This window comes from Isoptericola variabilis 225 (assembly GCF_000215105.1).
In the GTDB taxonomy this organism is placed as follows: domain Bacteria; phylum Actinomycetota; class Actinomycetes; order Actinomycetales; family Cellulomonadaceae; genus Isoptericola; species Isoptericola variabilis_A.
On record NC_015588.1, the window covers coordinates 2,616,790 to 2,638,241 of the forward strand.

The 21,452-nt window shown below is 72.8% G+C and carries 15 protein-coding genes; 6 read left to right on the forward strand and 9 right to left on the reverse strand.

The features are described from left to right. Window positions 1-5: 5 nt before the first annotated feature. Window positions 6-1,130, reverse strand: coding sequence for a glycosyltransferase family 4 protein (locus ISOVA_RS12065; protein WP_013839503.1), 1,125 nt, complete (start codon window positions 1,128-1,130; stop codon window positions 6-8). A 133-nt stretch (window positions 1,131-1,263) separates the two neighbouring features. Between ISOVA_RS12065 and ISOVA_RS12070 the strand changes: the two genes are divergently transcribed. Further along, window positions 1,264-1,809 (forward strand): hypothetical protein, encoded by a 546-nt coding sequence (locus tag ISOVA_RS12070; RefSeq protein WP_013839504.1) that lies wholly within the window; start codon window positions 1,264-1,266, stop codon window positions 1,807-1,809. Beyond that, entirely contained in the window at window positions 1,806-4,187 is a 2,382-nt protein-coding gene (locus ISOVA_RS16525) for a hypothetical protein (protein WP_013839505.1), read from the forward strand. The genes ISOVA_RS12070 and ISOVA_RS16525 overlap by 4 nt, the downstream gene beginning before the upstream one ends. 3 nt (window positions 4,188-4,190) lie before the next feature. Here the strand turns inward: ISOVA_RS16525 and ISOVA_RS12080 are convergent, their stop codons facing one another. Genes ISOVA_RS12080 through ISOVA_RS12090 form a run of 3 tightly spaced genes read right to left on the reverse strand, consistent with a single transcriptional unit; the run spans window position 4,191 to window position 7,347 of the window. Continuing rightward, entirely contained in the window at window positions 4,191-5,156 is a 966-nt protein-coding gene (locus ISOVA_RS12080) for a lysylphosphatidylglycerol synthase transmembrane domain-containing protein (protein ID WP_013839506.1), read from the reverse strand. Then, the gene (locus tag ISOVA_RS12085) at window positions 5,153-6,250 is read right to left on the reverse strand and encodes a glycosyltransferase (RefSeq protein ID WP_013839507.1); all 1,098 of its coding nucleotides are present in this window, start codon (window positions 6,248-6,250) and stop codon (window positions 5,153-5,155) included. Before ISOVA_RS12085 ends, ISOVA_RS12080 begins: the two co-directional genes overlap by 4 nt. After that, window positions 6,247-7,347 carry a glycosyltransferase family 2 protein gene (locus tag ISOVA_RS12090; protein WP_013839508.1) on the reverse strand — a complete coding sequence of 367 codons (1,101 nt, stop codon included), beginning with the start codon at window positions 7,345-7,347 and terminating at the stop codon, window positions 6,247-6,249. Before ISOVA_RS12090 ends, ISOVA_RS12085 begins: the two co-directional genes overlap by 4 nt. Before the next feature lie 109 nt (window positions 7,348-7,456). Between ISOVA_RS12090 and ISOVA_RS12095 the strand changes: the two genes are divergently transcribed. Continuing rightward, a complete protein-coding gene (locus tag ISOVA_RS12095) occupies window positions 7,457-8,581 on the forward strand; it encodes a glycosyltransferase family 4 protein (RefSeq protein WP_013839509.1) in 1,125 nt (374 codons plus the stop codon). Next, entirely contained in the window at window positions 8,578-9,576 is a 999-nt protein-coding gene (locus ISOVA_RS12100) for a glycosyltransferase family 2 protein (RefSeq protein WP_013839510.1), read from the forward strand. The genes ISOVA_RS12095 and ISOVA_RS12100 overlap by 4 nt, the downstream gene beginning before the upstream one ends. Here ISOVA_RS12100 and ISOVA_RS12105 read toward each other — a convergent pair. The 3 genes from ISOVA_RS12105 to ISOVA_RS12115 form a co-directional block, all read right to left on the reverse strand. Next, the gene (locus tag ISOVA_RS12105; RefSeq protein WP_013839511.1) at window positions 9,503-12,004 is read right to left on the reverse strand and encodes a glycosyltransferase; all 2,502 of its coding nucleotides are present in this window, start codon (window positions 12,002-12,004) and stop codon (window positions 9,503-9,505) included. The two genes, ISOVA_RS12100 and ISOVA_RS12105, sit on opposite strands and share 74 nt — an antisense overlap. Window positions 12,005-12,080: 76 nt before the next feature. After that, window positions 12,081-13,652, reverse strand: coding sequence for a glycosyltransferase family 39 protein (locus ISOVA_RS12110; RefSeq protein WP_013839512.1), 1,572 nt, complete (start codon window positions 13,650-13,652; stop codon window positions 12,081-12,083). Then, window positions 13,649-16,363, reverse strand: coding sequence for a YfhO family protein (locus ISOVA_RS12115; protein ID WP_013839513.1), 2,715 nt, complete (start codon window positions 16,361-16,363; stop codon window positions 13,649-13,651). Before ISOVA_RS12115 ends, ISOVA_RS12110 begins: the two co-directional genes overlap by 4 nt. 252 nt (window positions 16,364-16,615) lie before the next feature. Between ISOVA_RS12115 and ISOVA_RS12120 the strand changes: the two genes are divergently transcribed. Further along, the gene (locus ISOVA_RS12120; RefSeq protein ID WP_013839514.1) at window positions 16,616-17,545 is read left to right on the forward strand and encodes an ABC transporter permease; all 930 of its coding nucleotides are present in this window, start codon (window positions 16,616-16,618) and stop codon (window positions 17,543-17,545) included. Beyond that, a complete protein-coding gene (locus ISOVA_RS12125; RefSeq protein ID WP_013839515.1) occupies window positions 17,545-18,738 on the forward strand; it encodes an ABC transporter ATP-binding protein in 1,194 nt (397 codons plus the stop codon). The genes ISOVA_RS12120 and ISOVA_RS12125 overlap by 1 nt, the downstream gene beginning before the upstream one ends. Before the next feature lie 39 nt (window positions 18,739-18,777). Here ISOVA_RS12125 and ISOVA_RS16830 read toward each other — a convergent pair whose 3' ends face one another. Continuing rightward, window positions 18,778-20,349: a glycosyltransferase family 2 protein gene (locus tag ISOVA_RS16830; RefSeq protein WP_013839516.1), complete on the reverse strand. Its 1,572-nt coding sequence runs from the start codon at window positions 20,347-20,349 to the stop codon at window positions 18,778-18,780. Further along, on the reverse strand, window positions 20,346-21,353 hold the full coding sequence (locus tag ISOVA_RS15645; RefSeq protein ID WP_013839517.1) for a class I SAM-dependent methyltransferase: 1,008 nt from the start codon (window positions 21,351-21,353) through the stop codon (window positions 20,346-20,348). The genes ISOVA_RS16830 and ISOVA_RS15645 overlap by 4 nt, the downstream gene beginning before the upstream one ends. Between the last annotated feature and the right edge of the window lie 99 nt (window positions 21,354-21,452).

Here is a 21,452-nt window from a genome sequence, read left to right on the forward strand (position 1 = left end):
CCGCCTCAGCCGTCCCGCAGCGCCGCCTCGTACGCCTGGACGTGGACCTCGGCGGCCGCGGCCCACGTGAACCCGGCGGCCCGCTCGACGGCGGCGTCGGCCAGCGTCCGGCGCCGCTCCGGCGAGTCGAGCAGCTCGGAGAGCGCCTCGGCGATCGACCGGTCGTCGGTACCGCAGTAGGCGACGGCGTCACCACCGACCTCGGGGAGCGAGAGCTCGCGCGTCGTCAGCACGGTCGCCCCGCACGCCATCGCCTCGAGCACGGGCAGGCCGAAGCCCTCACCGAGGCTGGGGTACGCCACGACCGTCGCGCCGGCGAGGAAGCCGGGCAGGTCCTCGAGCGGAAGGTACCCGGGCCGACGGACGGTCAGGTGCGACGGGACGTCCGCGATCGCCGCGTCGATGGTCGTGTCCCACCCGCGCCCGCCCGCGAGGACGAGGGCGGGCGGGTCCTCGCGGTCCTCGCAGGCGAGGACCCAGGCATGCACCAGCGCGGACACGTTCTTGCGGGGCTCGAGCGTCCCGAGGAAGGCCACGTACGGCGAGTCCCCGACGTCGAGGGTCGACCGGACGCGCCGCCGCTCCTCGGGGCCGACCGCGTGGAACCGGTCGTGGTCCACGCCGTGGTAGGCGACGTGGAACCTCGTCGGCTCGCCCCCGACGAGGCGGAGCACCTCGTCGCGCGTGGCCCGGGACGGGACGACGAGCGCCGCGGCGCGGCGGCTGGCGGTCCGGATGGCGTTCCGGAAGAACGCCGCCTTCGAGCGGAGGTGGAGCTCGGGCGTCGTGAAGAACGTCGCGTCGTGCAGCGTGACGACGACCGGCGCACCGGCGGCGAGCGGCATCGTGTAGTGAGGGCTGTGCACCACGTCGGCACGGACCCGGCGCGCGAGCGTGGGCAGGCCCGTCTGCTCCCAGGCCATGCGGAAGGGTCGGCGTTCGAGAGCCGGCGGGACGGTGACGATCTCGGCCGACGGCGCGAGCCGGGCGTAGAGGTCGCCGTCCCTCGCCTGCGCCGCGATCACCAACGACTGACCCAGTCGGTCGAGCTCCGGGACGAGCTCGTCGACGTACCGGCCCACGCCGCCCCGGTCGGCGGGAACGGCGGTGGCGTCCAGGAACACGCGCACGTAGCGACCTCCAGCTTCTCGTCGGACCACCGCGCGGGTGGACCGGTCGACACTAGCAAGGCCACGGCGTGGCGCCCCCGCCGCACGTCGGCGACACCTACTGTGAGAAGGTCCGAAGATCCCGGGAGTCACCATGCGCCGTCCGCTCGCCCTCGCCGTCGCCGCCGTCGTCGTCCTCGTCGGTGTCGCGGTCGCGCTCTGGCTCACCCGTGGCACCGACCCGGCGGACGAGACGCCACGGGACGAACCCTCTGTCGCGGCATCCCCGACGGGGCGCACGACGCCGCCCGCTCCTGCGTCCGTGGAACCCACGGACGACGCCGCGGCGCCGAGCCCCGACGCGTCGCCCGACCCCGGCCAGACCCCGGCCGACCCGCGAGCCCGCGCCGACGTCGTGCTCACCTTCCTCGAGTGGGACGACGCGACGCGGTCGGTGCAGGCCTCCGGGTACTCCGTCCCCCTCGAGGAGGGCGGCACGTGCCGGCTCACCCTCACCGGTCCGGACGGGCGCACCGTGACGGCGGAGTCCGAGGCGGTGCCCGACGTCGCGTCCGTCGCGTGCGGGGGGCTCTCCGTACCCCGCGAACGATTGACGCCCGGGGCGTGGAGCGCGACGCTTGTTTATGAGTCGTCGACGAGCGTCGGCGAGTCGGACGTTCGGGAGGTGAGCGTTCCATGAGGATCGCGCACCGCCCCGCGGGCCCGGCGATCGCCGCCGCGTTCGCGCTCCTCGTCGGCATGCTGGCCGCGGTCGCGCCGTCCGCGCCCGCGAGCGCCGCCCCGATCACGGACTTCCGCCCCGGCAACATCATCAGCGACGGGGTGATGTACGACTACCGGAGCATGTCCCTGGCGCAGGTCACGACCTTCATCGCGACGGAGGGCGCCGCCTGCCAGGCGACGACGGGCAACATCTGCCTGAAGGACTACCGCGAGACCACGCCGAGCCGCCCGGCGAGCGAGCTGTGCCCGCGACCGTACGCGGGCGCGTCGTCCGAGACGGCGGCCGCGATCGTCACGAAGGCCGCGGTCGCGTGCGGCATCAACCCCCAGGTCCTGCTCGTGACCCTGCAGAAGGAGCAGGGCCTGATCACGGCCCCGACCGGCAAGCCGCCGAGCACGTACGCCCGCGCGCTGGGGTTCGGGTGCCCCGACCACACCGGCGGATGGTGCAACCCCGAGTACGCGGGGTTCGCGAACCAGGTGTACTCCGCCGCGCAGCAGCTCCAGCGCTACGCGGCATACCCCTCCTCGTTCTCGCACCGTGCGTACGCGACCAACTACGTGCGCTACCACCCCAACCCCGACTGCGGGTCGTCGCCCGTCTACATCGAGAACCAGGCGACCGCGTCGATGTACAACTACACGCCCTACCAGCCCAACGCCGCGGCGCTCGCGGCGGGCTCCGGCACGGGCGACGCGTGCTCCTCGTACGGCAACCGCAACTTCCACATCTACTTCAAGCGATGGTTCGGCCTGCCGACCGACAACCGTCTGCCGATCGGGCACGTCGACTCGGTGACCGCGTCCGGGTCCGGCTCGATCGACGTCCGCGGCTGGGCGTTCGACCGCGACACCTCGGACCCGATCAAGGTGCACGTCTACGTCGACGGCCGGCTGGCGACGGCGCTGACGGCGTCGCTGCCGCGCTCGGACATCGCGCGGATCTACGGCAGGGAGCTCGCGGGCTTCCGCGGCACGGTCCCGGCCGCGCCGGGTTCCCACCAGGTGTGCGTGTACGCGATCAACCAGCCCGCCGGCGGCAACCCCCGGCTTGCGTGCGCCGACGTGACCGTCACCAACACCCCGCCGCGCGGGTCGATCGACAAGGTCACGTCGAGCGGCGGCATGGTCACCGTCAAGGGCTGGGCGCTCGACCCCGACACCACCGCCTCGATCCGCGTGCACGCCTACCTCGACGGACGGGGCGTGCGGTCCGGCGTCGCCGACCTGTCGCGGCCCGACGTCGGGCGCGTGTTCGGCCTCGGCGACGCCCACGGGTACTCGCTCACCTTCCCCGCCTCCGACGGCGTCCACCAGGTCTGCGTGTACGCGATCGACGCCACGGCCCCGCCCCACACGCGGATCGGCTGCCGGGAGCTCACCGTCACGAACGCCGCACCCGTGGGCAGGCTGGACAAGGTCGACCCGAGCACGCCCTCGTCGACGCTCGTGGGCGGCTGGGCGTTCGACCCCGACACGGACCAGCCGATCTCGGTGCGGTACCGCGTCGACGGGACGACGGTCCTCACCGGCACCGCGTCGAGCTACCGCCCCGACGTCGGGCGCGTCTACGGCGTCTCCGACCACCACGGGTACAACGGACGCGTGGCCCTCAGGTACGGCGACCACGAGGTCTGCGTCGACGCGAGCGACTCGGCCACGGGCCAGTTCCACACCGTCGGGTGCCGGACGACCACCGTTCCGGACACGGTCACCGCCGGCGCGCTGACCTCGGCCGAGCCCGGCACGGCGTCCGTCACGGTGTCGGGCTGGGCGTGGGACTACGACGTGCCCGACCGTCCGATCGTCGTCTCCGTGCTGGTGGACGGCGCCGTCGCCGGGACCGCCACGGCGGACAGGACGCTCTCCCCCACCCCGGCGGGTGCCGGCCGGGCCACGGTGGGCTACACGGCGGCGGTCCCCGCCACGCCGGGTGCCCACGAGGTCTGCGTCCGGGCGACCGACCCCGTGAGCCGTGCGACCGTGACGCTCGGGTGCCAGGGCGTCACCGTGGCCAACTCCCTGCCCTTCGGCAGCCTCGACGTCGTGGAGGGCCGGGACGACTCGATCAGGGTCCGTGGCTGGGCCATGGACCCCGATCGTCCGGAACCGATCAACGTGCACCTGTACGTCGACGGTGCGCTGCGGACCGGGATCACCGCGAACGGCTACCGTCCGGACGTGGAACGCGTGCACGGCAACGGTGCGATGCACGGCTTCGACGTCGTCCTGGACGGGATCCCGGCGGGCAGCCGCACGGTGTGCGTCTACGCGATCAATTGGCCCGCGGGGAGCAACCCCCGGATCGGGTGCGCGACCGTGGACGTGACCTAGCCGTCAGGAGGGCCGGTCGCCGTGGGCCGTCGCGACGCTCTCCGGCTCGTCGCGTCGGACGAGCATGCCACCGGCAGCCGCCAGCCCGAGATCGACCAGCGTCATCAGGGCCCGGCTCAGCAGGACGGTCAGGAGCAGCTCGGCGTGCGGCATCGCGGCGCCCATGACCGCGAGCAGGACGCCCTCCCTCGCGCCGGCACCCGCAGGCACGAGGACGATGAGGAAGCCCACGACCCAGGCGAGCGCGTAGCCTCCCACGGCGAGCGCGAACGTCTGCGGCGTGACCTCGAGCCCGAGCCCCGTGGCCAGCACCCACACCTGCGCGCCGGCCAGCAGCCACCCGACGACCGACCACGCCGACGCGGCGCCGAGGCCCCGCCACGACAGCGGCTTCTCGAGCGGCTCGCGCCGCGCGAGGCGGAACGCGACGCCGATGACGCGCGTGAGCACCGGCGGCAGGAGCAGCACGGCCAGCACCGGGGCCACCACGGCGACCCACGACCAGGCACCCAGGGAGTCGACGGAGAAGAAGGGCAGGCATGCCGTCCCGACCACGGTCCCCGAGACGACCGAGATCAGCACGGCGACCGCCATGGCCGCGAGCGACCGTCGGCGCGGGATGCGGTGGCTCGCCCCGAGCTCGGCGGCCGCCACGACGTTCCACACGCCGCCCGGGACGTACTTCCCGATCTGGCTCAGGCCGAAGACGGCCACCGCCGCCCTGGCGGGGAGCGGCGACCCGAGGTCGGCGAGGACCACGCGCCACGCGACGAGGGTGCTGAGGACGTAGGCGACGGTGAGCACGACCGAGGCCGCCACGGTCCCGAGCGAGAGCCGTCCCGCCGCGTCCACGAGGTCATCCCACGTGGCCCAGACCGCGTACACTGCCAGGCCGACCGCGACTGCGAGGAAGGCCCATTTCACGACCGGGTTCCGGACGGCGCCGAGGGCGCGCCGCAGGAGGCTCATCGCGCGGCCAGCGCGGCGACGAGCGGCTCGACGACGGCGCGGGGACGCACGGCGGCACGGCCGGCGAGGGCACGCGCGCGAGCGTCCTCGAGGCGCTCCGCCTTCGCCAGCTCGGCGAGACGCTCCGCGAGCGCGCGAGGGTCGGCCGGCGGGACGAGCTCGAGCGCGGTGCCGAGCGTCCGGCGCTGGGGGGCGGTGTCGGACGTGACGACGACGCACCCGGCCGCGAGGCCCTGGTAGACCTTGTTCGGGACGACGCGCATGCCCTTCGGGGTGTCGGAGAAGATCCCCAGGCACACGTCGTGGGAGGCCACCAGGCCGGGGAGCTCGGCCGGCTCCACCCACGCGCGCCATCGCACGGACGCGTGGTCCCCGAGCCTCTGGCGCACGGCGGCGTGATCCTGGCCGCTCCCGATCATGGTCACCTCGAGGGGCACACCTGCCTCGAGCGCGCGGGCCACTCCCTCCGCGATGACGGGTGCGCCCTGGAGCGGCGTGAAGAGGCCGAAGAACACGACACGGAGCGGGTCGCCCGCGAGGCGGTCCGGGCGCGGGCGGTCGCCCGCGTCGAACCACTCGCGGCCGGCTCCGACGAGCGCGACCACGCCCTTGTCCGGCCGCCGCAGCATCCCGCGGTGCTCCTCGGTGTCGGTGACGACGACGTCCGCACACGCCGTGGCAACCCGGTCCAGCAACGACAGGAGCCGCACGCGCAGGCCCGTGGCGCCTCGGTCGCTCGCGGTGTCCCCCGCGAAGATCAGGTGGTCGAGCACGACCGTCGACCGCGGGAAGAGCAGGCGGGCGAGAATCACGTCGAAGTGACCCATGTAACCGACGAGCACGACCTCCGGCCGGCCCGTCCTGCGCCGGAGCGCGACGGCGTCCCCGACGAGCCCCGCCCAGCAGGCGAGCAGGCGCAGCACGAGCAGCGGGAGGCGCCACGGCTGCTGGAGCATCCGTACGCGCTCGGCGGTCGAGAACCCGAGCGGCCGGTTCACGACGGCCACCTCGTACCCGTGCTCCTCGAGCCCCGCGATCAGGACCGCGACGCGAGGATGCTTGTGCGCGTCGTAGGTGCCGAACGCGGCGATCATCGAGCCGGCCGCGCGCGGTCCGCCGCGGACAGCTCGTCCGACGACGTCCCGTCTCCTCCCAGTGCGCCGGGCAGGACGGCGTCCAGGGCCAGCGGCACCGGACGCGAGGTCGGGCGGTGGCCGTCGATCGCGGCCCGCAGGTCGCCCGTCCCGTACACGGTGCCGTACTGGATCTCCTTGAGCCGCTCGAGCGTCTCCTCGAGCAGCACGCGATTGGTCTTCTGGAGGTCCGCGATCACGAGGAGCGCGAAGCACAGCAGCGACCCGACGAGCATGGCCGTGCCGAAGATCAGCGACTGGATGTGCCCGCCGGCGTCGCCGAGCAGCCACAGGACGAGGAACCGGACGAACGGGACGAGCGCCGCCACGAGGAAGATCAGGCCCAGCGTCACGAAGACCGTGTGGGGCTTGAACATGATGTACGACCGGCTGATCGCCTGCCCGGACTTGCCCATGTGCTGCCAGATGTTCTTGAACAGCCGGGACTCGCGGGTCTTGGGGTTGGTCGTGATGGGGACGCTCGCAATCCGCAGGCGCTTGTTGCCGGCCTGGATGATCGTCTCCATGCAGTAGCTGAACTGCGTGATGACGTTGAGGTGCATGAGCGATGCCCGCGAGTACGCCCGGAACCCGCTCGCGGCGTCCGGAAGGTCCGTGCCTGCCGCGAAGTTCACGACCTCGGACCCGACCTTCTGCATGGCCTTCTTGAACGGCGAGAAGTGCGCGATCGTGGCCGTCTGGCGGTCGGCGATCGCGATGTCGGCCTCGCCGCGCAGGAGCGGCTGCACGAGGTCGGCGATGCGCTCCTGCGGGTACTGGTTGTCGCCGTCGGTGTTGACGACGATGTCGGCACCGTGCTTGAGCGCGTAGTCCACACCGTCGCGGAACGAGCGGGCGAGGCCCATGTTCCGCGTGTGGCGGACGAAGTGCTTGACGCCGAGAGCGCGTGCGACCTCGACCGTACGGTCGGTCGATCCGTCGTCGATCACGAGGATCTCGATCTCGTCGATGCCCTCGATCTCCCGCGGGATCGTCGCGAGCACGAGGGGGAGCGTCTCTTCCTCGTTGAGGCAGGGAATCTGGACGAAGAGCTTCATGACCGCTTCCGGAGAGGGCTGCGTGGACTCGCGCAAGTCTAGCGGTCGTGGCCGGTCGGCCCCACGACGGACGCGTCACACGCGGGAGCCCGACCCTAGGCTGTCCCCCATGAACCTGCCGCCGCCCGGCCCGTTGACGGTCTCCCTCGTGGTCGAGCAGCTCTGGCAGCCGGTCCCCGGCGGTTCCGGCACCTACGTCCGCGAGCTGGTCGCGGCCCTCTCCTCGGTCGACGGCGTGGCGCCCGTGGGCGTCCGCGCGCGCGGCGGGCACGGGCACGCCGGCCTTCCGGACGACCTCCCGCTGTTCTCCTCCGCCCTGCCCCGCCCGCTCCTCTACGAGGCGTGGTCGCGCGCACGCCTGCCGCGCGTGCCGGGCCCGCGGCCCGACGTCGTCCACGCCACCACCTGGGCGGTCCCGCGCCGTTCCGCCCCCTTGGTCGTCACCGTGCACGACCTCGCGTTCCGACGGGCCCCCGAGCACTTCACCCCGCGCGGGGTGAGGTTCTTCGAGCGCGCGCTGCGCGTCGTGCGCGGCGAGGCCGACGTCGTCGTCGTGCCGTCGCACGCGACCGCGGCGGACTGCACCGCCGCCGGGATCGAGCCGGACCGTGTGCGGGTGATCCCCCACGGCGTGCGCCACGACGACGTCGGGCCCGACCGCACGCGGGCCTTCCGCTCGCGGCACGGCCTGACGCGTCCGTACGTGTTCTGGTGCGGCGCGGTCGAGCCGCGCAAGAACGTCGCGACCCTGCTCGACGCCTTCGCGCGCATCGTCGGGCAGACGGACCTCGACCTGGTCATCGCCGGTCCCGACGGGTGGGGGGACGCGCCGCGCGACGTCCGGAACCGGCTCGCGGAACTGCCCGCCGGACGTGTCCACGCGCTGGGCGCGGTCCCCTGGAGCGAGCTGCAGGAGGCGTACGCCGCGGCCCGGGTCTTCTGCTTCCCGTCGCTGTGGGAGGGCTTCGGGATGCCGGTGCTCGAGGCCCAGGCGCACGGTGTCCCGGTGGTCACGTCGCGCGACACCTCGATGGCGGAGATCGGTGGCGAGGGCGTCGTCCTGGTCGACCCGACGGATGCCGACGCGCTCGCCGAGGCGCTCGTCGTCGCGCACGGCGAGCGGCACGACGCGCTCGCCGGTGCGGCCCGCGCCAACGCCGCCGGCTACACGTGGCACCGGTCGGCCGCCGCGCACGTCGACGCCTACCGGGCGGCCGCGGGAGCTGCTCGATGACGGCCCGCGTCCGCGCCGTCGTCGTCACGTGGCAGGGCGCCCACCTGCTCCCCCGGTGCCTCGACTCGCTCCTCGCCCAGGACCTGGCCGACGGCGAGCTCGAGGTCGTCGTGGTCGACAACGCGAGCACCGACGGGACGGCCGAGCTCCTGGCCGAGCGGTACCCGGGCGTGCGCACGCTGCGGCTCGACTCCAACGTCGGGTTCGCCGGGGGGATGGCGGCCGCGACGGCCGACCTGCTCAGGCCGGACGCCGACGAGCACCCCGAGTTCGTCGCCCTGCTCAACAACGACGCGTGGTTCGAGCCGCACGCGGTCCGTGCGATGGTCGAGGCCGCGGACGCCGCGCGGCGGGCCGGCGAGCGGGTCGGGGCGGTGACCGCGACCGTGCTGCTCGCGGAGCCCGACGACCGGGGCAGGGTCCTGGTCAACTCGACGGGGAACGTGCTGACGCGCTGGGGCGCGGCTGCCGACCGCGACTTCGGCGTGCCCCTCGACGACGTGCGACCCGGTCGGGACGTGTTCGGCTTCAACGGCGGCGCGGCGCTGCTCCGCACGCAGGCGCTGCGCGACGCCGGAGGCTTCGACGCGGGACTGTTCCTCTACTACGAGGACACCGACCTGTCGTTCCGGATGCGCGAGCGGGGGTGGACCGTCGTGCACGAGCCGGCGGCCGTGGCGCACCACCGGCACATGGCGAGCACCGACGGCGGCTCGAGCCCGCTGTTCCGCTACTACAACACCCGCAACTCGCTCGTCGTGCTCACCCGGCACGCGCCCTGGACGCTCGTGCTGCGCAGCGTCGTGCGCCAGGTCGCGGGCGCCGTGCGGCACACCGTCCTGCGCACCGAGGACCGCGCGCTCGTGGGCGCCCGGTGGCGGGCGCTGCGGGACTTCGCCCGCGCGGCCCCCGGCGCGGTGCTCAGCCGCCGGAGGCCATCCGCCGCAGCCGCCCCGCGGCGCGACGTGCCACCTCGGCCGGGCCCCCGGCCTTGAGGTAGTCCCGGGCGAGCGCGAGGTCCGTGCGGACGCTCCGCGGACGCCGGTACGTCTCGGCCTTGGTGTCCGGCTCGTCGAGCTCGTACGCGAGGTCCGCGGCCCTCCGGGGGAAGCGGCAGAACTGGACGAGCGGCTCGAGGACCCTGTTCCAGCGCAGGGTGTGCGAGAACTCGTCGACGTTGCTGCGCGCCGCGGCCACGGCCTCCTCGTCGAACAGGTAGGTCTCGAGCGCGCGCTCGAGCGCGTCGACGTCCTCCGGCGGGACGGTCGCCCCGAGCCCACGCTCGGTGATGATCGCGTCGAAGGTGTCGCCGCCCGTGGCCACGATCGGGAGCCCTGCCCACAGGTAGTCGAGGATGCGGGTGCGGAAGCTGAAGGCCGTCTCGATGTGGTGGAAGTGCGTCGAGACGCCGAGGTCGGCGTCGAGCAGGTAGTCGGCCCGCTCCGAGTAGGGCACCCAGCCCTCGTTGAAGAACACGTGGCGGTCGGTGAGACCCAGCTCGTCCGACAGCTCCCGCAGCTCCCACGCCACCCGCATGTCGGGCACGCCCGGGTTCGGGTGCTTGAGACCGAGGAAGTAGAGCCGGACCTCCGGATGGCGGTCCTTGAGCCGGTCGACCGCGCGGACGAGGGTCAGCGGGTCGAACCAGTTGTAGACGCCGCCGCCCCAGAGGATGACCTTGTCGTCGGGCCCGATGCCCGGCACCGCGCCCTTGATCGCGTGCCGGCGCTGCACGGGCTCGTCGTCGGACACCCCGAACGGCACGACGGCAACGAGCGAGTCGAGCGACGCGTCCTCGTCGTACACCCGAGCGTTGATGCGCCCCTGGCCCGCGAGCTGGCCCAGCCAGAAGTCGCGCTGCTTCTCCGAGGCGCAGAGCACGAGGTCGGCGCGGCGCAGCTGCTCGTTGAGGATGCGCGTGGTCTCGCGGATCGAGTGCGCCCGCCCCTCCGGCCCGAGGTCGCGGGCCTGCTCGAGCTGCTCGAGGTGGATCGGGTCGTACACGTCGGCCACGAGGATCTTCGAGCTCTTCTTGAGCCACGGCGCCCCCTCGAGCAGGAAGCCCTGGAAGACGATGACGTCGGCCCAGTCCGTGTGCTTGCGCAGCGCCGGGCCGGCCGAGTGCACCACCTCGAAGTCCTCGGACGAGGTCCGGGCGCCCGCGGTCGACAGGAGGCGGACGTCGGCGAACGGAGCCACTGCCTTGGCGATCTCCCAGGCACGGATCGCCGGACCTGCCATCTTCTCGAGCAGCGGCTCGCCGGTCACGACCAGCACGCGCTGGCGGGAGACGAAGTGCCGGTCGATGCCGAAGGCCTCGACCAGGGCGTCGTGGGCGGTGTTGTACCCCTCGACGGCGTAGGCCGGTTCGATCGCGTGGCGGAACAGCGGGAACAGCTCGCGGTCGGACCGCCGCCGCTCGGCCTGGAGCTTCGCCCGCACCTCGTCGAGCCCGTCCGCGATCTGCTCGACGAGGTAGTCGACGGCGAGCGGCCCCGTGAGGGCCATCTTCTCGACCTCGACCGTCCCGACGTCGTCGCCGCCGGGCCGCTTCTGCAGGTCCAGCATCGCGGCATCGGTCCCGGTCCTCGCGATCGAGCGCCGCACCGCGAGCGCCATGGCCGCCGGGAGCGCCTTGGCGAGCGACTCGTCGTCGAGGTTCTTGTACATGCTCAGCAGCGCGTTGCGCTCGAGCAGGTAGGACTCCCGGTAGTTGCCGAACTTCTTCATGGTCACGTGGTGCTTGTGGTACGCGACGGAGCCCGGCACGTACCGCACGCGGTAGCCCAGGAGGTTGAGGCGCCAGCCGAGGTCGACGTCCTCGTAGAACATGAAGAACCGCTCGTCGAAGCCGCCCACCTCGCGGTAGACCTGCGTAGGCACGAACATCGCGGCGCCCGTGCCGAACAGCACGTCCTTGGGGACGTCGTACTCGGCCGAGTCGGGCCACTCGGCCTCGCGCTTGTAGCCCATGCCGTACCACGTGAGCGAGCCGTCGACGTAGTCGACCAGCGCGCCGTCCCAGTCGAGGACCTTCGACGCGACCGAGCCGATCGTCGGGTCGGCCTCCATCGCCTCGACCGCGGCCCGGATCCAGCCGGGGCCCGGGCGGGCGTCGTTGTTGATGAACCCGACCCACTGACCCGAGGCGTGCGCGACGCCGAGGTTGCACCCGCCCGCGAACCCCAGGTTCCCGCCGGACTCGACGACCGTCGCGTGCGGCACGGCGGCACGGATGCGCTCGGCGCTGCCGTCCTGCGAGTCGTTGTCGACGACGATGAGCTCGAGCCTGTCGGCCGGCCAGTCGACCTCGTCGAAGTACTTCAGGCACGTGATCGTGTCGTCCGCACCCTTGTAGTTGACGAGGACGACCGAGACGACCCCCGGTCGAACGGGGTGGTGCTTGCCGATCTTGGTGGCCACGTGATTCCTCTCCGGGTCCTGGGATCCCGGGCAAGCGTACCTGCGGGCCCAGGCCGGGTCGGGGTGCCCGGCTCGCCTACCCGCTGAGCGCGGGCGAGGACCACGCGCCCGGGTCCGGTCGAGGGTCTCGCACCGCGTCGTCGTGCGGCACGAGCCCTCGCGCGACGCTCGCGAGGCGTTCCTGGACGGCCACCAGCACGGGCTTGTCCTGCCACCACTCCGCCGTCGACTGCGTCAGGAACGGTGCGGCCCCCCCGCCCTGGGTCGCCACCACGAGGGTGAGCACCGCCGCGGCGGCGGCGCGCGACCCGCCGCCTCCGGTCATGCGTGCCGCGCCGACGACCGCGATCCCCACGAGGACGGGCACGAAGGTGACCAGGTACCGCCCGTGCACGCCGATCGGCTGCCCCATCGTGCGGTAGTCGTCGAGGTTGTTGAGGAAGAGCGCGAGCCCGAAGGCGGCCGTGCCGCCGAGGAGCATCATCGCCCCGCCCTCCCAGTGCCTGCCCACGAGGGTCAGCAGCAGCACGGCGAGGAGCGCGATCGCGCCCCCGAGGACGACGAAGCCCGCGATCGTCGGCCCGTTGGTGTCGGCGGACGGGCCGGCGGCGGTCTTCACCCCGATGGCGTTCCAGGTCCACAGCACCCGCGGCACCCAGATGCCGGTGAGGAACGACTCGACGAGGTTGGGCGTGAGCGGCAGGTCGGCGAACGACGCGTCGGCGGTCTGGTTCCTCCCCCACGGCTCCCACGTCGCGCACGTGTCGGCCGGGTGGACGTCGCCGCAGTCCGGCACGGGGGTCCCGTACCGCACGACGTTCATCCCGTAGCGCTCGACGACGAGCAGGACGGCGAGGACGGCTCCCCCGGCCGTGGCGGTACGCGCGACCCGGTCCCGTCGCGCTCCGTCGAGCCATCGGGTGGCTGCTCCCGCCGTCCCGCCTTGGAGCGCCGACCGCACCTGGCGCACGAGGAGCACGACCCCGACGAACGCGATGAACGGGAGCGCCGAGTACTTGGTGACGGCCAGCAGCCCCCCGGCGAGGAGCACGGAGGCCCACGCTGCGAGGTCCAGGTGCTGCGCGGCATGGAGGCGGAGGGCGGCGAGGCAGAAGACCGCGGTGAGGAGGAAGAGCAGGTTGTCGTAGTTGACGTTCGCGGACTGGAAGACGAGCAGGGGCGCCAGGCTCACGACCAGCACGGCGACGTTGGCGCCGGCCGGGCCCGCACCGAGCCGCCGGAAGACGGCCCGCCAGACCAGGAGCCCCCCGGCGACCGCGGCGACGCACAGGAGCCGGAGCATCACCACGCGGTCGCCCTCGTCCCAGCCACCCGTCACGCGGTACGGATAGCTGAGCAGCCAGTGCATCAGGTAGGAGCCGTACCGTTCGACGTCGCCGACCCCCCGCGGGTACCCCAGGGCGGCCTGGTCCACGAAGGGCGTCCAGGCCCGGGCGAAGGCGCGGACGGCGGCGATGTGGTACGCCTCGTCGTAGATCGACGGTCGGGCCAGCAGAGCGATCCAGGCGCCCTGCACGACGAAGGCGGCGATCACGAGGGACAGGAAGGCCCTGCCGCCGACGAGGCGGCCGAGACCTCCCGCCCGGCCCGGCGCCGTCCCGTGCGGCGCTCCCGGCGCGTGCCTCATGCGCCCTCCGTCGCCCGTGCCGCCGCGGCCCTCCGGTCGCGGACGAGGACCAGGAGCCCGCCGACGACGAGGACGAGGACGCTGCCGAGGGAGACCCAGACGCCGACCCTGAGGAAGGGTGTCCGATACTCGAGCTCGACGACGTGCTCCCCCGGCTCGACGAACACGGCGCCGCCGGCGTGCTCCGCGGCCACGAGGGGCACCGGCTCCCCGTCCACCGTCGCGTGCCATCCCTCCCGTCGCAACGACTCGGCGAAGACGACCCAGCCGGGTCCGGAGGCCGAGACCTCCGCGGTGACGTGGTCCGTGTCGGCCGTGAGCTCGGTGACCACCGCCGTCGACGACCCGTCGAGGCCGCGAGCGTCGTCGGGGTCCTCGAGCACGACGACGTCGGGCGACGTCGTGGGGTCGTTCATCACCTCGATGCGCCGCTCGAGGTCCGTCTCGACCAGCTCCCCGGACGCCCACCGGACGCGCGGCAGCGCCCCGGCCCGCTCGTAGACGGTCGCGTCCCCGGTGTGCACGACCCGCAGCCCGTCGTCTGCCGGTCGGACGGTCGACGTCGCGAGCCGCCCGTCGCCGTCGACGGCGACGTCGGCCTGGGCCCCCTCGCCCCGGACGGCGACCTCGGCCACCCACGCCGTACCCGGGGGGATCGACTCCCCCGCCAGCGCGACGTTCCTCGCCGCGCCGGACGACCTGGTCCACGTCGAGGTCACGGCGAGCGGCGTACCGTCCACGCCGCGCAGCGTGACCGACACTTCGGCCCCGCCGGCCGCCGACTCCAGGTTCGCCAGGTCGATCACGACGCCCCGGACCGGGCCGGTGAACTGCGCGGACGTGATCGTCTCTCCCTCGCGCAGCACGGCCCTGCCCACCGCGTCCGGTCCGGCCTCGCGCGAGCCCGGGATCTCGGCGCCCGTGTCCATGACCACGTACTCCACGGCGAACCGGTCGAGCATCCCGCTCCGGAGCGACGTGGCGAGGTTCCCGGGGTTCAGCCCCGCGTACGTCGGCGTCAGCATGGAGTCGGGGTCGGCGGCGAGGAGCACCTCTCTCCACTCCGGGGTGACGAACGCGTGACCACCGAGGGAGCGCTGCCGGTACGCGGTGCTCGACCCGGGCAGCATGGTCTGGCCGACCGCGGCATACCGCTGGCCGTCGAGGTGCTCGTCGAGGAACGCGATCGCGGGGGTGGACGGGTAGAAGTAGCCGAGGTCGACCTGCGGCCACCACCCCCGGGCCACGTCGATCGCCGGCACGGTCACGAGCGCGAAGACCCCGAGCATCGCCACGACCGACGTCCAACGGCGCGCGCCGGCCCAGGCCAGGAGCACGAGCACGATCGCGCACGCCGTGACCAGCGCCCCCTCGCGAACCTCGAGACCGACGAACACCTTGTCCGCGGCGCGCGCACGCACCGCCTGGACGGCGGCGACCGCCACCACCGCCACCGAGGTCGCGAGCACGAGGCGCAGGGCGGTCGACCAGCGCTCGGAACCGCGGTCCCTCAGGGCTGCCACGTCGTGCCGGAGGCCGCGGGGAGCCAGCAGCGCGTGCGCCCCGTACGCCGCCAGGACGGCCGCCACGAAGCCGATCATCACGCGCAACCGGGCGACCGGGTTGTTCGAGAACACCGGCAGCTGCTGGAGGAGCCCCAGGATCGGCCCGCCGACGAAGACGAGCAGCACCGACACGAACAGCAGCACCGTCATGAAGATCAGCACCACGTCGCTCACCCGCCGCCGCGTGCGGACGGCGAGCGCCGCACCGACGAGGACGACGGTCGCCGCGCCGACGTACGTCATCGCCTCGACGGGGTGCGGCCCGCCGCCGAAGTGGGTGCCGTCGGGCCGGCCGAGGACGTGCGGGAGCATGGCCGTCGCGAGCGCCTCGAAGGGCAGGTGGTGCGCCGGGGTCTGCGCCCGCGCCTCGAAGTCGATGACGGTGGCCGCGTTCCACGCGAACGGCAGCATCAGCCACGACGCCAGCAAGCCGCCGAACAGGACACCGCCGAGCGACACCGCGCCGGCCTTGATCACCCCACCGACGGCTCGGTGGACGAACGCGGCGCGCACGAGCAGGTACGCGGCTCCGGCGTACAGCGCGTATCCGGCCACCGCGGGGAACCCTCCCAGGAGCAGCGACGCCACCACGGCCCCGACGATCAGCACCTCGCGGGCCCGCGGGCGGGCGGCCGCGCGCTCGAGCGCCCAGAAGAGCAGGGGGACGAACGCGGCGACCCTGGTCTGCGGCCAGTTGGTCCACGTCACCATGAAGCCGGAGGCCACGTAGACCAACGTGGCGAGCGGCCAGGTGGGACGGGCGAGCCCGAGCCGGCGCAGGAGGAGCGACATCCCCGTCGCCACGACGGCGATCTCGAGCAGCTTCACGGCGACCGGGGCGTACTCGTGCGGCAGCACCCACCACGGCGCGGCGACCGGCGAGTAGACCCCCGGGTTCGGCAGGCCGCCCAGCTCGACGCCCCCCTGGACGTAGGGGTTCCACTCGGCCAGCGAGCCCTCCCGGGCCTCGTCGACGATGAGCGACGCCTGGGGCGCGAACCCGTCGACCGTGTCGCCGAGGTAGGGCACCTGCGTCTCGGTGATCGGCACGCCGGCCCGCCAGGGCGAGACCAGGCCGAGGATGTCGACGCCGAGGAACGTGGTCCTCCCCACCAGGGACGAGCCGAGCGTGAGGGCGACGAACACCGCGACGCAGATCCATCCGACGACCGTGAGAAGCAGTTCGCCTCGCGAGACGCTGCCCGTGCGCCGAAGGGCTGTTCCTGACACAACTCGTCCTCTCCGCGGGTGACCGACGGTCACCCTACCGGGGCGGCCGCACGGCCGGGCCGGCCGACGCCGTCCGGGAGCGGTCCGGGCGCCGTCTTTCGGTAGAGTCGTCGCGCCCGGCCGCGCCATCCCCGCGGTTGTGGGCAGAGTGGAGGATCGCATCACGCCATGACCAGCGAGACACCGGACCGCGCGGCTCGCCTTGCGGCGGAGCCGCTGCGCGCGGCCGGCCCCCGCCCCGGCTTCGCCCGCGGGACCGTCGCCTCGCTCAAGGACCTCGCCAGGCAGCGCGAGCTCCTGGACATGCTGATCCGTCGTGAGCTCAAGGCGCGCTACAAGGACAGCGCCCTCGGCTTCCTGTGGAGCCTCGGACGCCCGCTCGCCATGCTGGCGATCTACTACCTCGCGCTCGGTCAGTTCCTCGGTGCCGCTCGCCACATCCCGGCGTTCGCGATCTTCATCTACGCGGGCCTCACGGCGTGGGGCTTCTACTCGGAGGCGCTCGTCTCCGGGACGGGGTCCGTCGTCGCCAACAGCGGCCTGGTGAAGAAGGTGTACCTGCCGCGCGAGGTCTTCCCGCTGAGCTCCGTCGGCTCGGCGTTCTTCAACTTCATGATCCAGGTCGTGATCCTGCTCACCGCGACCCTCGTGGCGGGACAGTTCCCCCTGGGCGCCCGGTGGGGGTACTTCGTCCTCGCCCTGCTCGTCCTCGTGACGTACGCCGTCGCCCTGTCTCTGATCCTCAGCGCCGTGAACGTCTACCTGCGGGACGTGCAGTACCTGGTCGACATCTTCATCATGATCTTCTTCTGGCTCTCGCCGATCGTCTACGCCTGGAGCTTCGTGCGCGACGCGCTCGGGTCGTCGGGTCTCACCGCCGGCGCGCAGGAGATGCTCATGGAGCTCTACCTCGCGAACCCGGTCACGCTCGCGGTCATCGGCTTCCAGGAGACGTTCTGGGTCGCGGGCGACGCGCTCCCCTCGGTCCCCGACCTGGCGGCACGCCTCGGCGTCGCCCTCGGCGTCGGCCTCCTTCTCCTCTGGTTGGCGCAGCGCGTCTTCGCCCGCCTGCAGTCCAACTTCGCCCAGGAGCTGTGATGACCACGGTCGTCGAGATCGAGAACCTCTCCAAGCGCTTCACGATCCGCAAGGAGAAGTCCCTCAAGGAGCGCATCGTCAACTTCGGCCGCTCCCAGAAGCACAAGGAGCAGTTCTGGGCGCTCCGCGGGGTCGACCTGTCGATCCGGTCCGGGAGCACCGTCGGGCTCATCGGGCCGAACGGGTCGGGCAAGAGCACGCTGCTCAAGATGATCGGCGGCATCCTGCAGCCCGACACGGGGACGGTGTCGATCCGCGGGCGCCTCGCCGCCCTGCTGGAGCTGGGCGCGGGCTTCCACCCCGACCTCACGGGCCGGGAGAACGTCTACCTCAACGCGGCGATCCTCGGGATCAGCCGCGAGCAGACGGACCGCTACTTCGACGCCATCGTCGACTTCTCGGGCATCGAGAAGTTCATCGACACGCAGGTCAAGTTCTACTCGTCGGGCATGTACGTCCGCCTCGCGTTCGCCGTCGCGGTGCACGTGGACCCGGACATCCTCCTGGTCGACGAGGTGCTCGCGGTCGGCGACGAGCCGTTCCAGCGCAAGTGCCTCGAGCGGATCCGCCAGTTCCAGGCCGAGGGCCGCACGATCGTCCTCGTCACCCACGGCCTCGACCAGGTCGCGGAGTTCTGCGACCGCGCGGTCGTGCTCGAGTCGGGCAAGGTCGTCGTCGACGGCAGCCCCCGCGAGGCGCTGCGCACGCTGCGAGCCGACTTCGAGGAGGCGCGCCTCGAGGAGCGCGAGCGCCACCTCGCCGCCAGCACCGAGGTCCGCACCCGCTCCCAGTTCACCGGGATCTCCCTGCGCTCGGAGTCCGGGGAGACCGGGATCCCGACGCTCCGCCCGGGCGAGGGCCTCCACGTCGCCATGGAGGTCAAGACCGACGGCGAGCCGCTCGAGGGGTGCGTCCTCGAGATCGGCGTGACGACGTCGCTCGGGTCGGCGGTCTACACGACCTCGACCGAGCTGCTCGGCACGCCACTGCCCGTGCTCGACGGCGTCCAGCACTTCGCGTTCTTCCTGCGGTCCCTGCACCTCGGCGAGGACGAGTACCACGTGCGCGCGTCGCTGCGCGACGCCCAGGGCGGCGAGCTGCACCACGTCCCGGTCGCCGCGACGTTCACCGTGAGCGGGGACGGCCGGTCCCTGGGCTTCCTCTCGACGGAGACCGACTTCGTCCGCCTCTGAGAGTGCTGGCGGGCAGGGGGCCGTTGCCCCCTGCCCGTGTCAGACGGCGCGCTCGGCCGGCATGTACGGGTCGCGCGGGCGGGACGGCCAGCGCGACTTGAGCAGCTCGTGCTCCCAGGCGTGCACGACCGCGACGCGGGTCTTCGACTCGAAGTGGAACGCCTTCGCGGCGTGGAGCCAGACGAGGCGCAGGCCGCACGCCGCGACCTTGAGCGACAGGTCGGTGTCGTTGAAGTTCACGGGCAAGAGCTCGGAGAACCCGCCGACCTGGTCGAACACCTTGCGGGACATCGCCATGCACGCCCCCGTCAGGGCGCTGCACTCGCGGTCCAGCACGAGCGCGTTCGCCACGCCGAGCTCGTCGTCGAAGTCCCCGTAGTAGGCGTGGCCCGGGTCCCCGCGCCGGTACACGACGCCGGCGTGCTGCAGGGTCCCGTCCGGGAAGAGCAGCCGCGCACCGGTCATGCCCACGCCCTCCTCGAGGAGCGGGGCGACGAGACGCTGGACGAACCGCGGGGTGACGACCTCGACGTCGTCGTTGAGCATCACGAGCCACCTGCCGTGCGACCGCAGGGCCCCGATGTTGCACTTCTCGCTGTAGTTGAACGGCTTGTCGTAGCGGACGAGGAGCAGCTTCTCGCCGGCGACGGCCCGCAGCTCGTCGAGCACCGCGGGCGGGGTGACCCCGTCGTACACGACGACCACCTCGAGGTCGACGTCGCCCGCGTGGCGCAGGAGGCTGCGCACGGCCTCGACCACGAAGACGCGCCGCTCGCCCCAGACGATGCCCTCGCCGCCGCGCGTCGGGATGATGACGCTGACCAGGCCGTCGGGGCGCGCGTGACGCTCGACCGTGTACGTGCCCGGCACGGGCCCGTAGTCGGCGGTCGCGTCGATGCCGCACCGCTCGAGGTGCGCCTGGACCGCGTTCTTGCCGGCCGTCCAGGCGTACGGCTTCGCCTCGGGGTCCCCGGCCGCGGACCCGGGCACCACGCGCCAGTGGTAGAGCACCTCCGGGACGTGCACGACGCGGCGCGCCCGCTCGGTGACCCGCAGCACGAGGTCGTGGTCCTGCGACCCGTCGAAGCCCTCGTGGAAGCCTCCGACCTCGCGGACCAGCGACGTCCTCAGTACCGACAGGTGACTGGTGTACATCTGCCCGCGCAGGCGCTCGGGCGACCAGTCCGGCTTGCGGAAGCGGTCGTAGAGGTTGCCGTCGTCGTCGACCTTGTCCTCGTCGGAGTAGAGGTAGTCCGCCTCCGGCTCCGCGTCGATCGCGGCGGCCATCCGCTCGAGCGCGACGTCGACGAGAAGGTCGTCGTGGTCCACCAGGACGACGAACTCCCCGCGCGCGGCCTCGATGCCGTCGTTCGACGCCCGGACGATGTGGCCGTTGTCCGCGCGCTCGATCACGCGGATCCGCGCGTCGGCCTCCGCGGCCCCGCGCAGGATCGGCAGGACGTGCGCCTGGGTCGACCTGTCGTCGACGAGGATCAGCTCCCAGTCGCCGAACGTCTGGGAGCGGACGGAGTCGATCATCTCCTCGAGCGCCCGCGCCGGCGGGTCGAACACCGGCGTGACGATCGAGAACCGGGGGGCGGCGACCGTCACTCGGCCACCGCCCGCTTCGCGAGCCGGACGGGCGTCATGAGGAGCCGGCCGACCTTCCACGTGACCGACTTGCGCATCGCGTCGCGCTCCTTGACGAGGTCGTCGACGAGCCGTTCGAGCCGCGTGCGGTCGGCCTCGCTCTCGCTCGTGACGCGCTCGAGCTCCTTGGCCGCCCTCGCCACCTGGGCCTCGAGCCCGAGCACGTAGTCGCGCAGCACGAGGGTCTGGTGCTTCTCCTCGGCCAGGGCCCGTGCCTGCTCGGTGAACGAGTCCTCGAAGCGCGCCTCGCCGTACGGGACGGCCGGACGGACCTCCGGGACCTCGCCGTCGGGGGTCCCGCGCGAGGCCCGGACCACGAACTGGTAGTCGAGCGCCCGGGGCTGGTGACGGACCCAGTCGACGACGCCCGGGGGCACCGACTCGCCGTCGACGTCGACCTCGGTGCCCAGGGGGTCGAGGTTCGTCGACCACGCCTCGCGCACCACCAGCCCGGCGTCCGACACCAGCTCGACCAGGCTGCTCCACGTGAAGAAGCGCACGTGCGTGCGGTCGAGGAGCCCCTCGTCCGTGTACCGCCACCGCCCCGACAGGAGCGCCAGGCGCAGCGACCCGTGCGTGACGTTGGGGACGGAGATGATCACCTCGCCGTCGTCGGCCAGGACGTCGAGCGCCGACCGCAGCACGCGCGCCGGGTCGACCAGGTGCTCGAGCACGTCGCCGAACACGATCCGGTCGAACGTCGCGCCCTCGAAGGCCTCGGCGAAGTCGAGCTCCTCGACGTCGCCGACGACGAGCGAGGCGAGCTTCGGACGGGCCGTCTCGGCCGCGGCGGGATCGCGCTCGACGCCGCTGACGGTGCACCCGCGCTCGTTGAGCGCGTCGGCGAGGTACCCCGAGGCGCACCCGACGTCGAGCACCGTCTTGCCCTCGCCCACCATCTCGACCTCGAGGGTCTGGCTCGAGTTCCGGTTCGACATGTCGACGACCGTCTCGTACTGACTCACGCAGGGACTCCTCACGGACCGACTGTGCTGGCGCGAACAGCGAGCCTACCGGGTGGGTGTGGGACCGGGCGGATTCGGTACGCTGTGCCACGCCCCCGT